At 44.5% G+C, this 18,698-nt stretch carries 18 protein-coding genes; 13 read left to right on the top strand and 5 right to left on the bottom strand.

Annotated features, from left to right (window positions below; translation table 11 throughout):
* Positions 1 to 7: 7 nt before the first annotated feature.
* Genes B7989_RS02595 through B7989_RS02585 form a run of 3 tightly spaced genes read right to left on the bottom strand, consistent with a single transcriptional unit; the run spans position 8 to position 2,033 of the window.
* Positions 8 to 886, bottom strand: coding sequence for an NAD-dependent epimerase/dehydratase family protein (locus B7989_RS02595; RefSeq protein ID WP_088627050.1), 879 nt, complete (start codon positions 884 to 886; stop codon positions 8 to 10).
* Positions 883 to 1,500 (bottom strand): sugar transferase, encoded by a 618-nt coding sequence (locus tag B7989_RS02590; protein ID WP_088627352.1) that lies wholly within the window; start codon positions 1,498 to 1,500, stop codon positions 883 to 885. Before B7989_RS02590 ends, B7989_RS02595 begins: the two co-directional genes overlap by 4 nt.
* Before the next feature lie 2 nt (positions 1,501 to 1,502).
* On the bottom strand, positions 1,503 to 2,033 hold the full coding sequence (locus B7989_RS02585; RefSeq protein WP_233144218.1) for a hypothetical protein: 531 nt from the start codon (positions 2,031 to 2,033) through the stop codon (positions 1,503 to 1,505).
* A gap of 458 nt (positions 2,034 to 2,491) precedes the next feature.
* On the opposite strand from B7989_RS02585, the gene B7989_RS02580 reads away from it, so the two are divergent.
* Entirely contained in the window at positions 2,492 to 3,451 is a 960-nt protein-coding gene (locus tag B7989_RS02580) for a Fic family protein (protein ID WP_158212849.1), read from the top strand.
* Between the two features lie 73 nt (positions 3,452 to 3,524).
* On the opposite strand, the gene B7989_RS02575 is transcribed toward B7989_RS02580, so the two are convergent.
* Positions 3,525 to 4,319, bottom strand: coding sequence for a PD-(D/E)XK nuclease family transposase (locus tag B7989_RS02575; RefSeq protein WP_088627048.1), 795 nt, complete (start codon positions 4,317 to 4,319; stop codon positions 3,525 to 3,527).
* 651 nt (positions 4,320 to 4,970) lie between these two features.
* Between B7989_RS02575 and B7989_RS02570 the strand changes: the two genes are divergently transcribed.
* Positions 4,971 to 5,996, top strand: a complete 1,026-nt coding sequence (locus tag B7989_RS02570) for an Rpn family recombination-promoting nuclease/putative transposase (protein WP_088627047.1) — start codon at positions 4,971 to 4,973, stop codon at positions 5,994 to 5,996.
* A 44-nt stretch (positions 5,997 to 6,040) separates the two neighbouring features.
* On the opposite strand, the gene B7989_RS02565 is transcribed toward B7989_RS02570, so the two are convergent.
* The gene (locus B7989_RS02565) at positions 6,041 to 6,856 is read right to left on the bottom strand and encodes a hypothetical protein (protein WP_144264945.1); all 816 of its coding nucleotides are present in this window, start codon (positions 6,854 to 6,856) and stop codon (positions 6,041 to 6,043) included.
* A 183-nt stretch (positions 6,857 to 7,039) separates the two neighbouring features.
* Between B7989_RS02565 and B7989_RS02560 the strand changes: the two genes are divergently transcribed.
* From B7989_RS02560 to B7989_RS02510, 11 genes are all read left to right on the top strand, one after another.
* Positions 7,040 to 8,014: a PD-(D/E)XK nuclease family transposase gene (locus B7989_RS02560; RefSeq protein WP_088627045.1), complete on the top strand. Its 975-nt coding sequence runs from the start codon at positions 7,040 to 7,042 to the stop codon at positions 8,012 to 8,014.
* Positions 8,015 to 8,387: 373 nt separating this feature from the next.
* On the top strand, positions 8,388 to 8,882 hold the full coding sequence (locus B7989_RS14275) for a type IV pilin protein (RefSeq protein WP_088627044.1): 495 nt from the start codon (positions 8,388 to 8,390) through the stop codon (positions 8,880 to 8,882).
* A 285-nt stretch (positions 8,883 to 9,167) separates the two neighbouring features.
* Entirely contained in the window at positions 9,168 to 10,715 is a 1,548-nt protein-coding gene (locus B7989_RS02550; protein ID WP_144264944.1) for a hypothetical protein, read from the top strand.
* 33 nt (positions 10,716 to 10,748) lie between these two features.
* Positions 10,749 to 11,954, top strand: a complete 1,206-nt coding sequence (locus B7989_RS02545) for a hypothetical protein (RefSeq protein ID WP_088627042.1) — start codon at positions 10,749 to 10,751, stop codon at positions 11,952 to 11,954.
* 16 nt (positions 11,955 to 11,970) lie between these two features.
* On the top strand, positions 11,971 to 13,659 hold the full coding sequence (locus tag B7989_RS02540; RefSeq protein ID WP_088627041.1) for a hypothetical protein: 1,689 nt from the start codon (positions 11,971 to 11,973) through the stop codon (positions 13,657 to 13,659).
* Positions 13,656 to 14,834, top strand: a complete 1,179-nt coding sequence (locus tag B7989_RS02535; RefSeq protein WP_088627040.1) for a hypothetical protein — start codon at positions 13,656 to 13,658, stop codon at positions 14,832 to 14,834. The genes B7989_RS02540 and B7989_RS02535 overlap by 4 nt, the downstream gene beginning before the upstream one ends.
* A gap of 61 nt (positions 14,835 to 14,895) precedes the next feature.
* Positions 14,896 to 16,032, top strand: a complete 1,137-nt coding sequence (gene rffA / locus B7989_RS02530; protein WP_088627039.1) for a dTDP-4-amino-4,6-dideoxygalactose transaminase — start codon at positions 14,896 to 14,898, stop codon at positions 16,030 to 16,032.
* 59 nt (positions 16,033 to 16,091) lie between these two features.
* Complete coding sequence (locus B7989_RS02525; RefSeq protein WP_088627038.1) at positions 16,092 to 16,655, top strand: GNAT family N-acetyltransferase; 564 nt, start codon at positions 16,092 to 16,094, stop codon at positions 16,653 to 16,655.
* A 2-nt stretch (positions 16,656 to 16,657) separates the two neighbouring features.
* Positions 16,658 to 16,891: an acyl carrier protein gene (locus tag B7989_RS02520; protein WP_088627350.1), complete on the top strand. Its 234-nt coding sequence runs from the start codon at positions 16,658 to 16,660 to the stop codon at positions 16,889 to 16,891.
* Entirely contained in the window at positions 16,891 to 17,952 is a 1,062-nt protein-coding gene (locus B7989_RS02515) for a 3-oxoacyl-ACP synthase III family protein (RefSeq protein ID WP_088627037.1), read from the top strand. The genes B7989_RS02520 and B7989_RS02515 overlap by 1 nt, the downstream gene beginning before the upstream one ends.
* The gene (locus B7989_RS02510; RefSeq protein ID WP_088627036.1) at positions 17,952 to 18,695 is read left to right on the top strand and encodes an SDR family NAD(P)-dependent oxidoreductase; all 744 of its coding nucleotides are present in this window, start codon (positions 17,952 to 17,954) and stop codon (positions 18,693 to 18,695) included. Before B7989_RS02515 ends, B7989_RS02510 begins: the two co-directional genes overlap by 1 nt.
* Positions 18,696 to 18,698: the final 3 nt, after the last annotated feature.

Genomic DNA, 18,698 nt, shown 5'->3' with positions numbered 1-18,698 from the left:
GCCATTTCTACTTTTCCGTCCTTTCGATAGCTTCTTGCAGGCTATACTTCTGGTAGGGTTCCTTGTACACGCTCAGGCTCTGGTCGTAAGCAAGGTTGCCAAAGGCCTTATTCACCAAACCAGTGGCATGTGAAAGAATCTTGAGAGCCCAGCCGAATCCGGGAATAAGCACGCAGCGCTTGCCGTGAGCCTTCGCGATTTGTGCAATCACTTCGCTAGTGTTGCTATACTGCGGGTTCTGCGGCCAGAAGGTTCCCTGCTCTTCGTTTTCGATCATCAGGCGAACAAATTCCACCAAGTTGCCAATGTAGAGCATGCTGCGGCAATTATCCACCTTCGGGAACACCGGGAGTTTCCGAGCAAGTTTACTGAGTAACGGATAATTGCCCTTACTGTACTTGCCAAAAATCATGGGCGGGCGCAAAATCACAACCTTGAAGGTATCGCAATCTAGCTGACGCAGGCCATTTTCAGCCTGCACCTTGCTGTCGCCGTAGCAGTTGGCCGGGTTCACGGGAGTGTCGCGGGTAATAATCTTGGACTTACCAATAGGGGCACTATCGCCATACACAATGGCACTGCTCATGAACACAAACTGCTTTACGCCAGCATCCTTCGCCCTCTGGGCGCATACTATAGTAAGGTCTGTATTCACAGCGTAATAAATCTTGGCGCGTTCGTCGCTAATCTTGCCATTGTCGCTATGGGCAATACCTGCCACGTGGTAAACGGCATCGTAAGGCGAAAAGTCAAAGGACTTCCAAGCAACACCCACCATGTCGAGGGTATCTACCTGGTATTTGCCCGCAAATTCAGGCTGTGCCAGGTAGGTAGCAAAGTTTGTGCCAATGTAGCTGTTGGCTCCGGTAATCAGGATGCGTTTCATCGTGCAGCCTCCTGCTTGTGGAGTTCGCCGGTACCGCCTTCGACCACGCCATCGCTCTTGAGCACGCTAATAAACGTACCAAAGAAGCACTTGCAGTCAAAGGCAAAGCTCTGGCGCTTTACGTATTCTCCGTCAAGGGCTGCCTTCACAGGGATTTCCAGTTCGTCGCGGCCGTTAATCTGGGCCCAGCCGGTAAGGCCTACGGGCACGTCGTTGGCACCATACTTGTCGCGTTCAGCAATCAGGTCGTACTGGTTCCACAGAGCCGGGCGCGGGCCGATAATGCTCATGGTGCCGCCGAAAATGTTGAACATCTGCGGGAGTTCATCCAGGCTGGTTTTGCGCAGGAACCCGCCCACTCGCGTAATCCACTTCTTGGGGTCGCTCAGTTCATGGGTCGGAGCATCCTTCGGGGTGTCGGTACGCATGGTGCGAAACTTGTAGATGTAAAAATGTGTCTTATGCAGGCCCACGCGTTTCTGCTTGAAGAACACCGGGCCCTTGCTATCCAGCTTGATGGCGATTGCTATGGCAAGCATCGGGAGCGCGAGCACCACAATGCCGAATCCAGAAAGAACGATATCGATAAGGCGTTTAAAGAAATGCTTATACATCATTAGACCTTGTTAAAAACAGAATTACAGGCGACCTTTGTCGCCGCAGGGACAACAGCGCCCGTTTGGACAACGGCGTTGCAGTCTATATGGCTGAAGTCGCCAACGGTTGCGTTATGGCGGACAACGGCTCCGCTCGCCACGAAGGTTGCCGTTCCGAGAGTCGCCCCGGTTTGCACGGTGGCATTCGGCTCGATGCAGCAGCCCTGTTCGAGCTTAGCACTCGGGCTCACGTATGCCGTGGGGTGCACGAGTGTTGCCGGGGTCATGTTGTTTTGTAAAAGCTGTTCGGTAAGCTTGCGGCGGAGTTCCGGATTACCGATAGCCACGAACCCGTAGCGGTAATCGACGGCGAATTTCGGGAGGTCTGCCATAGATCCTTCGACGCGCGTAGCTTGCTCAGGATGACAAGCCAAGAAAGAGTCGTCGAGGAAAGCGATACGCTCGAAAACGCCCATGGCCTCGGCGATTTCCTTCGCCATGACGCCATACTGGCCAGCACCTAGAATAAGGAGGTTCTTGTTCTGCGCCACGCCGCAAACCTCGGGTTATGGTTTGAAAACCTATGTTGAACAAATTCTCGGCAAATATAGGTAATTGTTACGTAACTTCGGGCAATTCAAGCCAAATTTATCACAGAAATCTTACTAGAATCCTTTATTGCTCCACCAAAAGTCAATTGTTCTTTTTATTAAAAGTCAATTGTTTCTATAAAATTTCTATACTTTTCATCTACAAAAAATATGGAATTTTTATAAATTTTCAATAATTTGACTATTGTACGCATTATCTCAGCGCAATTGTTTGCTAATTTTCCTATCGAAATGGAGCAAATGTCATGGAAGATATTGTAGAAGAATTGATGATGCCTGTGGTGAGTTTCGGCTCTCCGGTAACGACACTACTTTTCAAACTGGAGCATCTCCGGGGTATCGCACTGTCTGGTTCCACTCCAAGGGTATGGTTTTTCCAGCTGCAGCGCAGTTTCCAATTGCTGGAAGCAATCGGTTCTTCAAGGATAGAAGGGAACAACACCACCGTCTTGGACTATGTTTCGAAAGAAAATCTGCCGCCCGCAATCAGAGAAAGGGAAGGGTTCGTAGAAATCGGCAATCTGGAACAGGCTCTACAGTTCATTGAAGTAAGCAGTGCGCCCATAGACGAGCAATTTATTTGCGAATTACAGAAAATGGCCGTCGCCCCCAATGCAGGTCGCTATCGCGACACGCCTATTACCATCGCGGGCTCTAACCATGAGCCCCCCGCCGCGGACGATGTTCCCGCATTGATGCGTGAACTTGTAAAGTTCATCAATAAACCGTATGACCAACAATTCGACCTTCTGAAGGTCTCTGTAGCGCACCACCAGTTCGTATGGATACACCCCTTCCGCAACGGAAACGGCAGAACCGCAAGGCTATTGACTTACGCCATGATCGTACGCCTTTTTGATGCTCGGCAGTCCAGGCTGTTTAATCCTACGGCGGTATTCTGCTCCGATCGCAACAAATACTACGAAATGCTGAAGGTTGCAGACTCCAAGAACAACGAGGCAATGGTTCAGTGGTGCGCGTTTGTGCTTCAGGGGCTTTTGGACGAACTGCAAAAGACCGAAAAATTGACAGATATCAATTATGTCAGAAAGTACATTCTGAAACCCGCATTGCAAGATTCCCTACACACAGGCGTAATCGGGAAGGACATCTACTCTGCTTTGCAAGTGTCGTTAGAAAAGCCCGTATTTCAAGCCTCCGACATAGCCGACATCTGGCCCAATGCCTACACCAGGTCCAGATATATTCGTAGTATGCTGAATGCAGGTTTTATCGCCCCCATATCCGAAGGCGCCAGGAAGTATTACCTGAAATTCGCAGGCGGCCCGTTGATGGTGAGCCTTATCCGTGCACTTAATCAACAGGGATTCTTACCGGAATCCTTGATGAGGAACTAGACCTACCGCAAATAAAAAAGCACCCGAATCCAGCAGATCCGGGCATGAACTTTTTCGGGGAAGGGGGAATGTTTTATCGCTGAGAGCGACGTTTTTGAATCTCATCCAGAGGAACACCCGAAATAACAGCGATTTTCTCAACAGGAATATCGTTTGCAATCATGGCGTCAATCATTTCGAGTTTGGCTTCAGCTTTGCCTTCTTCCTTGCTTTCATGAAGGTCATATTCGAAAGTCATGTACTTGCTCCTTATGAGAGTGTCGGCTTTGTAATAAGACACTTGATCGTTGATGGTTCTAGTTTCACGGGAGTCCACATTTCTGGTCGCAAAATACTTCATGTAAGCCTTGACGACCGGATCCGTAAAATCCTCGTACTTCTTAAAGATATAAAAATTTTTGAAAGTGCGGTCATCCAATATAACGCTAGAATCCTCACGCGCCCTATTTTCAAAATGATAAGCGGGGAAACCTCGCCCAAAAATATCCATAGGGCAAAGAAAAATGATGTACTGCTCCTTGAGGCTAGTGTAATAACCTCCCTTTGAAAGAGCAACACCATCACCCACACTCTGATAATATCTGGCACGCTGCGGAAGTTCCTTGGTATCGACCATTTGCATTTCCAAATCAAAAGAACGAATCATTTCGCCGTTTTCATTTGTTTCGCGAGCAAAAACATCATAGCGCACGCCCTTGTGCTCCGCATCGAAGCTCAAAACCGCCTCAGGAACTGGAGTTTCCAGATGGTCGATTTTTATGCCTAACAAATGCTCGATGAATGGTTGCGCGATGTGCTTGTTGCTGAATACGAGTCCGAACATAATCGGGTCGGTAATGTCTAGGTCGTCAAAAGACTTGATTTTCATTTGTATTTTCCTTTCGGGTTAAATTGTGGTCCACCCCCTCTTTATTAACACGCCAGTTTCGTCCGTTTGAATACCAATTTTTCGTAAAACTTTTGTAAAAACGAGAATCTCCCCCGGCCACCACTCCCCGACCACCCGGCCCCAAATTTTTTTGGGGGAAGAGACGTGCAGAACTTGTGAATGGATTTAGCCTAACTAAATCAAGTAAAGACTTGAATATCGATTGTATTAATGTATATTTAAAAAGAAGGTTTCAAATATGGCGACTTCAAGTATCAAAAACAGTTTCACAATAGCAGGGACCAAGCAAGTAAAGTCCTTCGTTAGCGCTGTTGAACGTTCATTAAAGAATCCTGCATCAAGGAGTCGCGTCAAGGCAGAAGTTCTAAGCGGAGCTGCTGGACTAAAGAAACTTTCTCTTCTCAGAAAAAGATATGGATTCTAAATCTTATTTCGTCTTAAACATTATCTTGCAACTACTAAAGACTATTTAAAGCAATCCCTTATAGTCTGGATGATGGTTTTACACATCTTTTACAAAAAAGCCCTTTACAATTTCTACACCTTTTCTATTATCTGCCTGAGCGTCACCGAATAGGCTCCAAGCACTTGAACAATCAAGTGTTTTTTTCATCTAAGGAGTACTATACCATGACGCCAAACCAAAATGCAAACAACCCTACCACCCGCAAGGAAATCCCCGAAATTTTGCGGGGCAAGCGGTACCTGGACCCAACCTACGACCCAGCATTCTACGCCCTGCTCGACGACGAGGAGGCTCTGGCGGACTTTATCAACAGCCTGCTGCACCTGGAAGACGGTCGCAAGATAAAGTCCATGAAATACACCTTTAACCAGCCGCTCATCTTGCGCGCGCCCGAGGCCAAAGAAATCAAGTTCGACATTCACGCATGGACAGAGGACAACCGCTGCATGGATATCGAAATCCAGAGGGCGTCGCACCCCTTCTTTACCGACCGGGTGTTGCTTTACGGCGCATACCTTACCATAGACGGCAAAATCAAGATGGACAAGTCCCCGGAGTTCAAGGCCCTGGAGGAGAACGAGAGAAAGCGCAGGCGCTACCAGTTGCCCGAAATCGTGTCTATCTGGCTGTGCAATTTTCCCCTTAGGCTTGAACCAAAAAATTTCCGCGACACCTGGCACCTGTACAGCGACAACGCCGTAAAGCAGGGAAACCCCGCACCCGTTTTCGACAAAATGAGTTATATTTTGATAGACTTGGGGGAATTCTCCAGAATTCACGCCAAGGCCGAAAGCCGCGAAGAGAAATGGCTGTACCTGCTGACCCATGCGGGCAAGGCCAACGCTTCGATGGACTTTGCAGACCCTATTCTGCAAAAGGCCCTGGAAAGAATCGAGATTGGTTCCGCCAGCGATGAACTTCTTTCTAGTCAGGTAGACTCAATGGTTACACAAGACGAAATAGACGCGCGCATTGCCGACGGAGTGGTTACAGGTAGACAGCAGGGTATTCAGCAGGGTATTCAGCAAGGGATTCAGCAAGGGATTCAGCAAGGGATTCAGCAGGGCTTGGACTCTACGCTGACCGCGTTGGACCTGCTTTCCAAGGGAACCCCTGTAGCTACCATCGCCAAAGAGACCAAGTTGTCCGAAGATCACATTCGGCAACTCCAGTCCAAAATGACGAAGTAAAATAATTCAACTTAAGTCCTGACCAAAGCGGCAACGACCGAACCCTACCTTATCTTCGCGCGTTTGTAGCGGCCGAGCAGGTCGAAGTAGCGGGCGCGCGGCGAGATCTTTGCGGGGCGGCGCTTGCTTTGCGCGGCGGATTGTTCGCGCGATTTCTGGGCATCATCCCGTCTCTGGACTGCGGTGGTATGCACCTCCGGGACTTCCATAACAAATTCGCGCAGGAACGTGTCGTTAAAGATCGCGACGGAGAATCCCGTGGCCAGTTTCTTGTAGGTTAGGTTGTTCGTAAGCGAGTCGCCGCGATACTCCGCGCACTTGTACTCGTCGCCGGGTACGCCCACGTAATAGTAATACGCCGAATCTCGCATTCCGGATCCGTAATCGTAAACGGTTCTTGACACCAGCGTGTCGTTGCGGAAAAAATATTCGGCGAAGGTTCGCCTGCCGCTGGCGGGGTCGTAGTCCTGTTCCGACGCGTAGAGGTCCGTCAACTTGTGTACGACCGTCTGAACCAACTCGCCGCTATTGTACATCTTCTGGAAAAAGTAGACCGTGTCGCCCGCGACAGAATCTGACAGCAACAGCTCGCGCCCGCTCCGGGTAAGCGTAGCCTCGTCGGCCGAGAGATAAATCCGGTTGTCGACCGGGTCGTTGTCCCTGAACTTGAACACCGAATGGTGGATCAGACCATCTTTATAGTAATACTTCTGGTACCACTCGTGGACCTCTTCGGGGGTGGGCTGCTCCCTGTAGTAAACGGAATCCAGGTGCGGAGCGTCTTTTATCGACAAGAAATTGAACGCATGGATTTCGTACCACGCCTTCGTGCAAGTGTTCGCCGCGGCAAAAGCCGCCAACGCCAGCAGGCAAAACAAAACTCTTTTCATCGGGTCCTCCATGTTCCTGCCCCGAAAGGTAGTAAAAAGAAGCCCGCGCCAGTTTTTTTTACAAAGCTTTTACGGAAAAATGGTATTCAAATGCTCCAAAATGGCGTGTTAGTAAAGAGGGAGTGTGCCTCAACTTAACACGAAAGGAAACACATGTCTGACAATACCAATCATTCTACAAAAAACTACATCGTCACGAACGAACAGGGCGAAGAATTCCTGCTGCCCAAATACGCGGCGACATTCCGCATCCTGATGGACGACAAGGACACAATCCGCGACGTACTCAACAGCCTGCTCCAGCTGGACCGCGACCATGAAATTGTCGACCTCGAATATGAATTCGAGAAGCCCATCGACATCTTTATGCCCGAAAACGACCCCGCGCGCCTCGACGTCTGGGTACACACCCGGGACAACCGCTACAAGAATATCGAGATGCAGAACAAGGTTCATGCCTTCTTTTTTGACCGCTTGCAGCTCTACAATTCGTACCTCACGCTGCGCGGCAAGTACGAGTTTAATCGTTCTGACTATTTTATGGGCCTGCCGGAAGAGGAACGCAAGTACCGCTACTATGAGCTCCCGGAAACAGTATCCATTTGGCTCTGCAACAATCCGGTACTCAGGTCGAAGGAAATCTACAAGGATGTGTGGACCACCTATAGCGAATACGAAGTCAAGTCGGGGAACGCTCTTCCCATTTCGCGGAAAAATAGGTATATTGTAGTAGACCTGCCTAATTTTTTGCAGTTGCGCAAAGGCGTGAAAACTCGCGAAGATTTCTGGCTCCGGCTCATTTCAAGAGGCCCGCTGCAGGTGCCCGAAACAGAAGATCCGATCTTTGCGAATGCATTAGACCGTCTGCGCGTAAGCCGCATGAATCCTGAACTTTTGAAAGCACTGGAGGCAAACATGTTCGACCGTCATGAATACGAAGCTCTCGAAGCCGAAGCCTACCTCAAGGGCCAAGCGAGGGGCATGGAAAAGGGTATGGAAAAAGGTGCCCAGCAGGAGCGCGAAAAGAATGATGCGGACAATGCTGCTCGCGACACCAAACGAGCGGAGTTTTTCCGTTCTAAAGGTGTTTCCGAGGCGATTATCGCAGAAGGCTTCGCCCTGAAGTAGCAGACAAACTCGTGAAAAATGTCTTTGAAACCCGGCTTTTGCCGGGTTTTTCTGTTTTTTAATCCATGTTGGAATAAAAAAAAATTCAGTTTTTTTCTTAAAAAAATGTTTTTTTTCAAAAAAATTTGTATATATACATCATCAAAGTTCTGACTGGAATATGGCGATTTTGATGTAAAAACGATAGAATTTTGCAGACAAAGTAAAAATTCGTGACAAAAGTCTGACAATTTTTACACAAAAATACAAAAAATTTTGCAAAACTATTGCTTTTCTGAAAAAAATTGTTTATATTACAGACATAAACCGGTTGAACGCCCACTAACGGGCCGGAAACCAAACAAGTGTGTAACAAATCAACAAGGAGTACACTATGAAAAAGCAAGGTTTTACCCTTATCGAATTGATGGTCGTGATCGTGATCATGGGCATCTTGGCCGCCGTCGCAGTACCGAAACTGTTCGGCATGATCGCTAAGTCCAAGGCTTCCGAAGTAGGCCCCGCCGCCGGTACCTACGTGAAGTTGCAGGACGCATACGTGGCAGAAAAGGGGACGGTTGTCGGTTCTATGCAGGCTATCGGCTATTCCGTTCCGACGTCCACGGTCTTCACCTACGATGGTTTCAAAACGGGTAATGATGTGGCAATCACCTCCGGTAAGGCGTCTGCGTGGACGGCTACTGCGGGTGCAACTCTGAACGACTGCGTGAATGGTGTTTGGCGTCTTGACATTTCCGCAAACTCGTCGTCTGGTGGTGCTGTTTCCTATGAGCCGAAGGTTAGCAGCCTGGCCAATTGTCAGCAGCCGCTTACCCCGAACTTCTGCAATATCGGTGGATCGGGTACCTGCACTGCAATTGGCAACTAATAACATTGTATAATAAAAAAGGAGACTCTCTTTCAGGGGTCTCCTTTTTTTTGTTTGCCGTTTCTTTGATAGTCCTTATTTCCATGCGTTCTTTTCCGTTTTTTTCCTTTAGCGCGTTTTCCTTGCCTATATACGTTTTCAATCAATAACCAAATGAAATGTTTTTATATGTGTGGTGAAAGGAATTACGCCGTAAAAATTGCACTAGCACTCAATCTGTTTTTTCTCCTAGTTTGTTTTGGACTAGGGGAGAATTTTTTTGTGGGTCTGTGCGATGATGTGTTTATGGCACGAATTTTAGAAGGTGCTTACGGCGATTCGTATAATGTCCGAATGACATTTGTCAATGTTTTATATGGATACGCTTTATTGCCTTTATATTATTTGTTTCCAAAAATTAGTTGGTATTACATCGGCGAAGTCATTGGCGTATTTATTTCTTTTACGGTTATATCATATGTAATTATCAAAAAAGTAGGACCGCAATGGGGAACAATCATTTCGTTTTTGATTGTAGCTTGCTTTGCGAGAGACTTCTACCTGACGCTTCAATTTACCCAATGTGCTGCTGCTCTTGGTGCAGCGGGAATGCTTCTTTTTGTATATGGTATAGATGGAGGATTTTCGCAAAAGAAAATTCTTGCGTTGGCATTCATCCTTATACTATGGGGATATTGCATGCGTAATGACGCCTTTTTAATGGGGTTGCCGTTCTTAGCTTTTATTATGCTTTTTTATATAAAGAAACTCTATACATATAGATATCGATTCTTACTGTGCATTACTGTTGTGTTGTTGGGATTGTGTGGCGCAAAATATTTCAATGAAATTCATTATTCTGCGCCGGAGTATCAAACATATTTAAATTTTCAGCCAACTCGTGTAATGTTGGGCGATAAAACAAATTATGATAAAGATGCTGTCTATGAAGAATTAGAAGAAAGTGGAATGTATGGCGAAGATTATTCGCTTTTACAGAATTGGATCTTCTATGACAAAGAAAATTTTGCTCCAGATTCCCTAAAAAGATTTACGGATAAAATAGCGAAATATACATATCCTCTAAAATGGTCTGAAAACCCGTTAAAGGTTCTTTATAGATTCGATTTGTCCTTATCTTATCCGTGTTGCTGGGCATTTTGCTTCGTTGGTCTCTTACTTTTGTGTCTCAATGGGCGTCGCTCGTTATATATGTGGGGCGCTTTTTTTATTGTGTTGGCAGAAATGTCTTACCTTCTTTATATGATGCGGTTGGTGTATCGAGTGGAAACAGGTTTGTGGCTTTACGCTTCAGTCTTGGCGATTCCTTTGTTAAAAGGCTTTAGGCCTATCTCTCGCCGTCTTTTGTTGGCCGTGATGGGAATGTGTTTTGTCGTGTATACGGTCAATTTCTTTTATACTCATTCTTTTATACATTCTAATGCGAATGGCCATTTTTTGAATGTGTCGCGGCAGGAATCACTGAAGAGTGATTACCAGACCGTCTTTAGGTATATGGATTCTTTACCGGAAAATACTGTTTTTTTGATGCCGATGGATACATATCATATTTTTTCCCGTTGTATACAACCACTTTATTTATCTTCCCCGATTGGCAGTTGGAAAAGGATGGTGTCTTTTGGCTTTTGGACTCCCTATTTCCCGGATGTTGAAAACGCCTTAAAACAGTATGGGGTTGAAAATCCTATGCGAGATGTTGTGAAAGAAAATGTTGTTGTCATTGCGAATGACGAATTTTTATTAGATTATTTGCATAGGCATTATTATGAAAACGTAAAGGTAGATACGCTTCGCGAAATGGGCACCGTTAAGTTTTTTAAGTATTTTGAATAAATAAACCGTATGATGTGCCGGCGATGGTGTTGAATGGTGAAAAATAGCATAAAAAAGAACGTAAAGACAGTTTCGCTTGTGGGCATGTCGACGGCGCTTGTGACAATAGCCCCTTACCTGCTGACCTTTGAAAAGGGGCAGGGGATTACCCGCGGCCTGTTCGAGTATGGCGTTTTTGCAGTGCTGCTGTTCTACGTCTGCCTTAAAAGGACCTTTGGCGAGAAGAAGTGGTTTGTTGCATTGTTTTATGTGCTGCTGGTTGCGCTCTCTTGGGTGGATCTGCTGACCATATTGACGGCGAAAAAGAGCGGTGTTGGCTATTATGGCCTGATTCCGTTTGTGAGTTGCCTTGTCGCTCTCGCTCTTTTGAAAGATGTCAAGGGAATATCCGTACGAAATGTGAATCTAGTGCTATTTGTTTCTTTCTTTGCCCATTTCGGGGCAATGCGGATTTATCCCGATCAGCCGCTGATGCAGTTCTCAGTCCCGCTGTATATGGCGCAGAGCCAGCAAAGCGTAGATAGGATGCATATTCCGGAATCAATAAAATCAGCGTATGACGTCACGCATTCTGTATCGGTCACTAAGGATTATGTAGATACAACTCGTAGCAATGTCGTTGTGCTTGTGGAATCCTGGGGGATTCCCATGGATTCAGCAATGTTTGCAAGGGAAATGACCGTGTTTGGGAGTGTGCTCCAAAAGCGGGGCGTGCATGCCAGGAAGTTTAGTCGTACTTATATGGCGGAACGAGAAGACCTGATGGATACCACGTGGAGGGATTCTACCGGGCAAAGGGATACCCTATTTATGCCAAGCCGTTTTGCACAACTCGGTTATTTGACGTCATTCTTCTTTGGTGGGGATTCTACGGTCCAATGGCGCTATAAGTACATCCGTAACATTGGTTTCCAGGAAGCGTTTTGGACGGACTCGGCGACGACGGATAATGTGATGGCGGGGATGATTGATTCCTTGTTGAGTCTGCAGGATACCGCAAAGCATTTTATTGCTTGGACCACGCGTGATACGCGATTCCCCATTAGCGAAGATGCTGCTGAGACGGAGCGGTTGTATTTTGAACGATTGTTCGGGACCCTGCAGGCAGTGGCTGATTTGGCGAAAAAACACCCCGAGGTGCGCTTTGTGGTGCAGGGTGACCACGAGCCGATATTGGCGCCAATGGAGTTTCAGCGGAAATTTTACCGCCATTGGGTGCCGTATGTAGTGCTGAATTGATATAGAGGGTTGAAATATGTATTTATTTAGCAAACATTCATTATTCCTTGCTGTAATTATTAATGTATTCTTCATTTTTATTACGCATTTCTTTGGCGTGATTATGTTTGGCATTTCAGATGATTACGCCATGTCTCGGATTCTTGAAGGTGTTTATGGAGATGATTATAATGTTCACATGACATTTATTAATGTTGTGTATGGTTATGTATTACTTCCTTTATATTACTTATTTCCAAAGATAGGCTGGTATTATATAGGAGAAACTTTTGCTGTTTTTGCGTCTTTTACCACAATATCTTACGTTATTATTCGTTTGCTAGGTGTAAGATTGGGCTTAATTTTGGCAATGCTTTTCTTAACTTTTTTTGCTCCGGATTTTTATCTGGCTTTGCAATTTACGCAATGTGCATCGGCACTGACTGCAGCGGGAATAATTCTGTTTGCTTTTGAAATGTTGCCAGTAGGTCCGGATGAAAGACGGAATGGAATAATTGTACTTATTTTATCTTTGTTTCTTATGCTTTGGGGTTCTGTAATGCGTTATGATGCTTTTTTGATGGGCATGCCTTTTTTGGCAGTACTTTTGGCTGTGAATTGTAAATTCATGTGCAGAAAAAAAATATTTATTGTATTCTTGTCTTTACTTGTTACTTGTACATTTGGCCTAAAAAAAATAGACCAGCTAGCGTATGGTTCTCCAGAATATCAGGCATATATTGATTTTCAAAAGGCGAGAGTACGTTTAAATGATTTTCATGCGACTGATGACGAAAAAATTTATGAGGATTTAGAGGAATTGGGAAATTGGGGCGATGATTTTAAAATGATTCGAAATTGGAAGTTTTATGATAATGAAGTGTTTTCCATGAGAAATTTGAGTGTTTTCGATAGTGTCCTTAAAACACATATTGTTAAAAAAGACCCTGTTGAACTTTTTTATTCGACGATAAATATTTTACCTCGATGCGCAAAGGAACCTATCGTGTGGTTTTGGATGTTGATTTCTTTTTTGTTAATTCTTACCAATAACAAAAAATCATATGTGGTATGGTGCTTACTGGCTCTGATTCTTTGCTATATAGGGTATTTCTTGAGCATTGCGCGACTTATTTATCGCGTTGAATCTGGTTTGTGGCTTTATGCAATTGTAGCTCTAATTCCGTGTTTCCCTTCAGTGGAAGATATAAATAAAAAATTTAATTTGTATTTTTCTAGAACCATTTCGAGTGCTGTTATTGCTTTGGTGGCTATTTTGAATGTTTTTATTTATGCTACAGATAGAGAATCTGTACATGCTTTTTATTATTCAAAAAGAATAACTAAAATGGATTATGCAGGATTCTTTAAGTACGTTGATTCTTTACCGGATTCAACACTACTTATGGTTTCTCCAGACATAGGTATGCGCTTGTCAATTAATAAAACTCCACCTTATTTATCAGAAATGTTTGGTAGCCAAAATAGGTTTGTTCCGGAGGGGGGATGGACTATGTATTTTCCGAGTATGGAAAGAGAATTCCGTAAACGGGGAATGGAAAACCCTTTGAGGGATGTAATCAATGATAATGTCTTGGTTGTCGGAGAATCTGAACTGTCAAATTTTTTGACGAATCACTACTATGATTCAGTGATTGTTGATATTGTTCGTGATTTTAATGGTATTGGTGTTTACAAGTATTCTTTGGTAAAGGATTCGCTATGATAAAAAGCTTGCTTTATATTTTTGCGGCATCTGCGTTTGTGAGCGTTATACCATATTTAGCGACATTTGAGAAAGAGTATTATTATATTCCCCATGGAATATTCAGTTTTTTTGCCTTGGCCTTGCTTTTGCTTTATGTGTATGTAAGGAATCGACGAGCGATCCTTTGGCGCTTTATTATTGTTGCTGCTCTTCTACTGAGTTCTTTTGTTGATATGTCTAATTTTCTTTACGTGCGAAAAGAGACTTTTGTTTGGTATTTTTTTCTTCCTTTTGTGACTGTACCCATAGCCCTTCTTGTTACTCGTCCTGTTAAGAAAATAGATGTGTCGGCAATAAATCTAGTTTTATTTTCTTGTTTGTCCGTGCACATTCTTTTCCTGAATATTGTTCCTTCTCAGCCTTTGTTTGAATTCCCTATGTTGCGGACGTTATCTCGGCTTACTCCCTATACCCCGCCACGCAACCAACTGCCAAGCAATTTTAAAGATCGCTACAATGTTACTGATTCCGTCAAGATTACGCGCCAATACATAGATACCGCCCGCAGCAATGTGGTAGTTCTTGTGGAGTCGTGGGGAATCCCCATGGATACAAATAGGCTTAATAGCGAGTTGACTATATTCAGCAAGAATCTTACAAATTACGGAGCTCATTTCCGTAGGTATTCACGGACACGTACGGCAGAGTGTGAAGACTTGTTGGATTCGGTTTGGAAAGATTCGACGGAAAGAATAGATTCCTTGTTTATACCCAATCGTTTAGCCAAAATAGGCTTTAAGAATACGTTCTTATTCGGAGGCGATTCTCTGATTCAGCGCCGTAATAAGTACGTTCACAAAATCGGATTTGCCGAAGCTTTGTTTACATCTAAAGATTCGCCTGATAGTATGATGGTCGCAAAAATGGATAGCCTGCTTGCCGATACTACGCAAAAGCGTTTTATCGCCTGGACAACCCGCGATACCCGTTTCCCCATTAGCGATGATCCTATTAAAACTGAAAAACTCTATTATGAGCGCCTGTTCGGAACATTGCGGATTATTGCTGATTTAGCAAGAAAACACCCTGATGTGCGCTTTATTGTGCAGGGGGATCACGAACCAATTCTTTCGCCGCTTGAATTTCAGGCGAAATTTTATCGCCGTTGGGTGCCGTATATGGTACTGAACTGATTTTTGCAACTTTTTTGAAAGAAATCGCTCCGTTTAGTAAAATAAAGTTTATATTTCGGACATGAACAAAATTCCTTTCAACAAGCCTCCCTTTGTGGGGATGGAATTTGATTATGTGAAGCAGGCCGTGGAGAGCGGTCGTATTTGTGGTGACGGAACGTTCAACCTGCGTTGTCATGAATGGCTCGAAAAGCATACGGGGGCCGCGAAGGCGCTCCTGACCACTAGCTGCACCCACGCTCTCGAAATGTCTGCCCGTCTCTGTAATGTCGCTCCCGGCGACGAGGTGATTATGCCCTCGTTTACTTTCGTGAGCACGGCCGATGCGTTTGTTTCGCAGGGGGCTAAATGCGTGTTCGTGGACATTCGCCCCGACACGATGAATCTGGACGAAAAGCTTATCGAAGACGCCATTACCAAAAAGACGAAGGCGATTGTGCCGGTCCACTATGCGGGGGTCGCCTGCGAGATGGACAAGATAAACGAAATCGCGAAACGCCATAATTTGTTTGTGGTCGAAGATGCCGCACAGGGCATGATGGCGACCTACAAGGGCCGTGCACTCGGAACGCTTGGTGACTTTGGTTGTTACAGCTATCATGAGACCAAGAACTACAGCATGGGCGAAGGTGGCGCGTTGCTCATCAATGACCCCAAGTACAACGATCGTGCAGAGATTATCCGCGAGAAAGGCACGAACCGCTGTCAGTTCCACCGTGGCGAAGTCGATAAATACACTTGGGTGGAACTCGGTTCTAGCTATTTGCCGAGCGAGCTGAACGCGGCTTATCTTTACGCTGAACTGGAATGTGCCGACATCATCAATGATGCACGTATGGCGAGCTGGAACGCCTATCGTGAAAGGCTTGCGACCCTTGCCGAAAAGGGCCTGGTCGAGTTGCCGTACATTCCGGAACATTGCAAACACAACGCACACATGTTTTACCTGAAGGTGGAAGATCTTGCGACGCGAACGGCGCTCTTGAAGCATTTGGTGTATAACGGCATTCTCGCGGTGTTCCACTATGTGCCTCTGCATTCGTCGCCCGCAGGTATGCGATTCGGCAGATTCCACGGAGATGACAAGTATACCACCAACGAAAGTAACCGTCTGCTTCGTTTGCCCATGTTCTACGGGTTGAAATCGGAAGAAATCGAGTATATCTGCGGGAAGGTGTTTGAATTCTTTGGAGTGTAAAGGTCAAAATGCTCCTTGCGTCTCTAAAATAACTTATATTACAAAATAGTAGGCGTTTTATGGTTTACCCTGAAGTGATACACGGAATGTTTGTCGATTTACGAAGCATCACGCTTGATGATGCTGAGTTTTCGTATAATATCCGTGCCGACAAGCGGAACCGCGACACCGTAGGGCAACTGGCTCAGTCTCTCGAAGCCCAGAAGGATTTTATCCGCTGGCAGATGCAGGAACCGAACGACTACTATTTTGTAGTGTTGAATAAAAAGGGTGAAAGGATTGGTTTGTATGGGGCCTATAACATTCGCGATGGAATGGCTGAACTTGGTCGTGAAGTGAATGTTGGCGAACCCACGGAAATCATGGAAGTTAGTTTGCTTGTCGCTGATTTTTGCCGCGATGTTCTTAAATTGAACCGGATTTGTTCTGTTGTTTATGAAAATAATGTGCATCACTTGAGCGATGTTAAGAAAAAATCAACATTTGTAAAAAAAGTAGTTCGGAGTGGACATAATGCTCTTTACTTCGAAGATGATTTGAATGAGGAAAGCTCTTCATCAAGAAAGATTCGACAAATGTTAGAAAGATTGTACAAGAAAAAATTAACGTTAACAAAAGGATGAAAATGGACCTGAATGAATTTATTGCCCATGTTGTGGATCAGTTTGAAGAAACGGATGCTTCTCAGATTGTTGCTTCTACTAAATTCCAAGAACTAGACGAGTATTCGTCTTTGATTGCTTTGTCTCTCATTGCTATGGTTGACGAAGAATATGATGTGACCATAAAAGGGAATGACCTTCGTTCTGCGATTACTATAGAAGATTTATTTAACATTGTAAAAAGTAAAAAAGGATAATGGCTTTCTTTTCTGTCAATAATGTTGCCATTCGGGGCATTTCCGCTTGTGTTCCTCCGAAGGTCGAAGAAAATAGGGATATCCCCTTTTATTCGCCTGAAGAAGCCGAACAGGTCATAAAGCGTACAGGGATTGAACGAAAACATATCGTTGAGCCCGGTATTACAAATCTAGATTTGTGTGAAAAGGCTTTTTATGCTTTGAACGAAAAACTCAGCTGGGAATTAGATTCGATTGATGCTGTTTTTTATGCAACTCAGACAGAGGATTATATAATGCCTCCCAATGTTTTTGTCATCCACAACAGACTCAATCTACCGGAGAATTGTTTTGCCTTAGATATAAACCATGGCTGCCCCGGCTGGGTTGTTGGATTATCTACAATAGCATCAATGATTAGTGTAGGGTGTATAAAAAGGGCTGTCTTTTTTGATGGGGATAATTGTTCTGCCATAAATTATAAGTTGAATAGAGAAACGAGACCTCTTTTGGGGGATTGTGGGACATGCACCGCTTTGGAATACGATGCTAATGTCAATCCGATGGAATTTCAAGTCGGAACACTTAGCAAGGAGGGTAGCGCCTTGTTACGCAAATATGGTCGAAGTAGAACTCCTTATACAGAAGAAACATTTAAAAGAGAACTGGAAATGTTGTCAGGAAGTGTTCCGGTCAACAATGATAATGGGGGTATGGATGGCGCGAGTGTTTTTTCTTTTGGAATATCTACGGTCCCCAAAAATATAAAAGATTTTTGCCGACACTTCAATATAGATATGAGTTCTGTTGACAAAGTTTTGTTGCATCAGGCGAATAAATTTATGCTTGATAAAATTGCAAAGAAAATCGGGGCTAGTAAGGAACAAGTTCCTTCTAGTCTAAAAAATTATGGAAATACAACCAGTGCGTCTATTCCATTAACAATTGTTTCTGAATGTGGTGATGATTATGCGTCAAAGTCTATGAACACAATTGGTTGTGGCTTTGGCACAGGACTTTCTTGGGGTACGTTCCATTTTGTTACGGATAAAATAGTTTGTCCAAAGGTGGTAGTTTTCTAATGTATAATCCGTATAGTTTGGATGGAAAAACGATCTTGATAACTGGCGCGTCTTCGGGCATTGGACGAGCAACTGCTATTGAGTGTTCTAAACTTGGTGCTAATTTGATTCTTACTGCTCGCAATGAGGAACGTTTGAAGTCCACTTTAGACTCGCTTGAAGGGGTTGGGCACAAAATGATCGTTGCTGATTTGACTCTTCCTGCGGATCTTGAATGCTTGGTGAACTCGCTTCCAAAGTTAGATGGCTTAGTAAATGATGCTGGAATTGTTATGTCGAAACCAATTCCGTTTGTGAAAAAAGAAGATGTGGAAAAAGTCTTAGAAATAAATACTTTCGCCCCGATTATGTTAACCAAGAGTATTTTAAAAAAGAAACTGATGTCAAATCAATCTTCTATAGTTATGGTTTCATCTCTTGCTGCAATAACATTTGCTCCTGGTAATTCTGTGTATGGAATTTCAAAGTCTGCTATAAAAACTTTTGCTGAGTATTGTGCGGTAGAAACTGCTTGTAAAGGAATAAGAGTTAATAGCGTTTTGCCTGGAATGGTTAATACAGAAATGACTCGGAATTTGTCGTTCTCTTCAGAGGAATTGGAAGCAGATAAAAATCATTATCCGATTAAGCGATATGGTAATCCTGAAGAAATCGCGTGGGCTATTATATACCTTCTTTCTGATGCGACAAAGTGGGTTACGGGTACGCAAATTATTATAGACGGTGGTGTTCACTTGGTTTGATTT

The organism is Fibrobacter sp. UWB5 (assembly GCF_002210295.1).
In the GTDB taxonomy this organism is placed as follows: Bacteria; Fibrobacterota; Fibrobacteria; order Fibrobacterales; family Fibrobacteraceae; genus Fibrobacter.
Note: the sequence above shows the minus strand (reverse complement) of the source record. Positions and strands in the feature narration are given on the sequence as shown.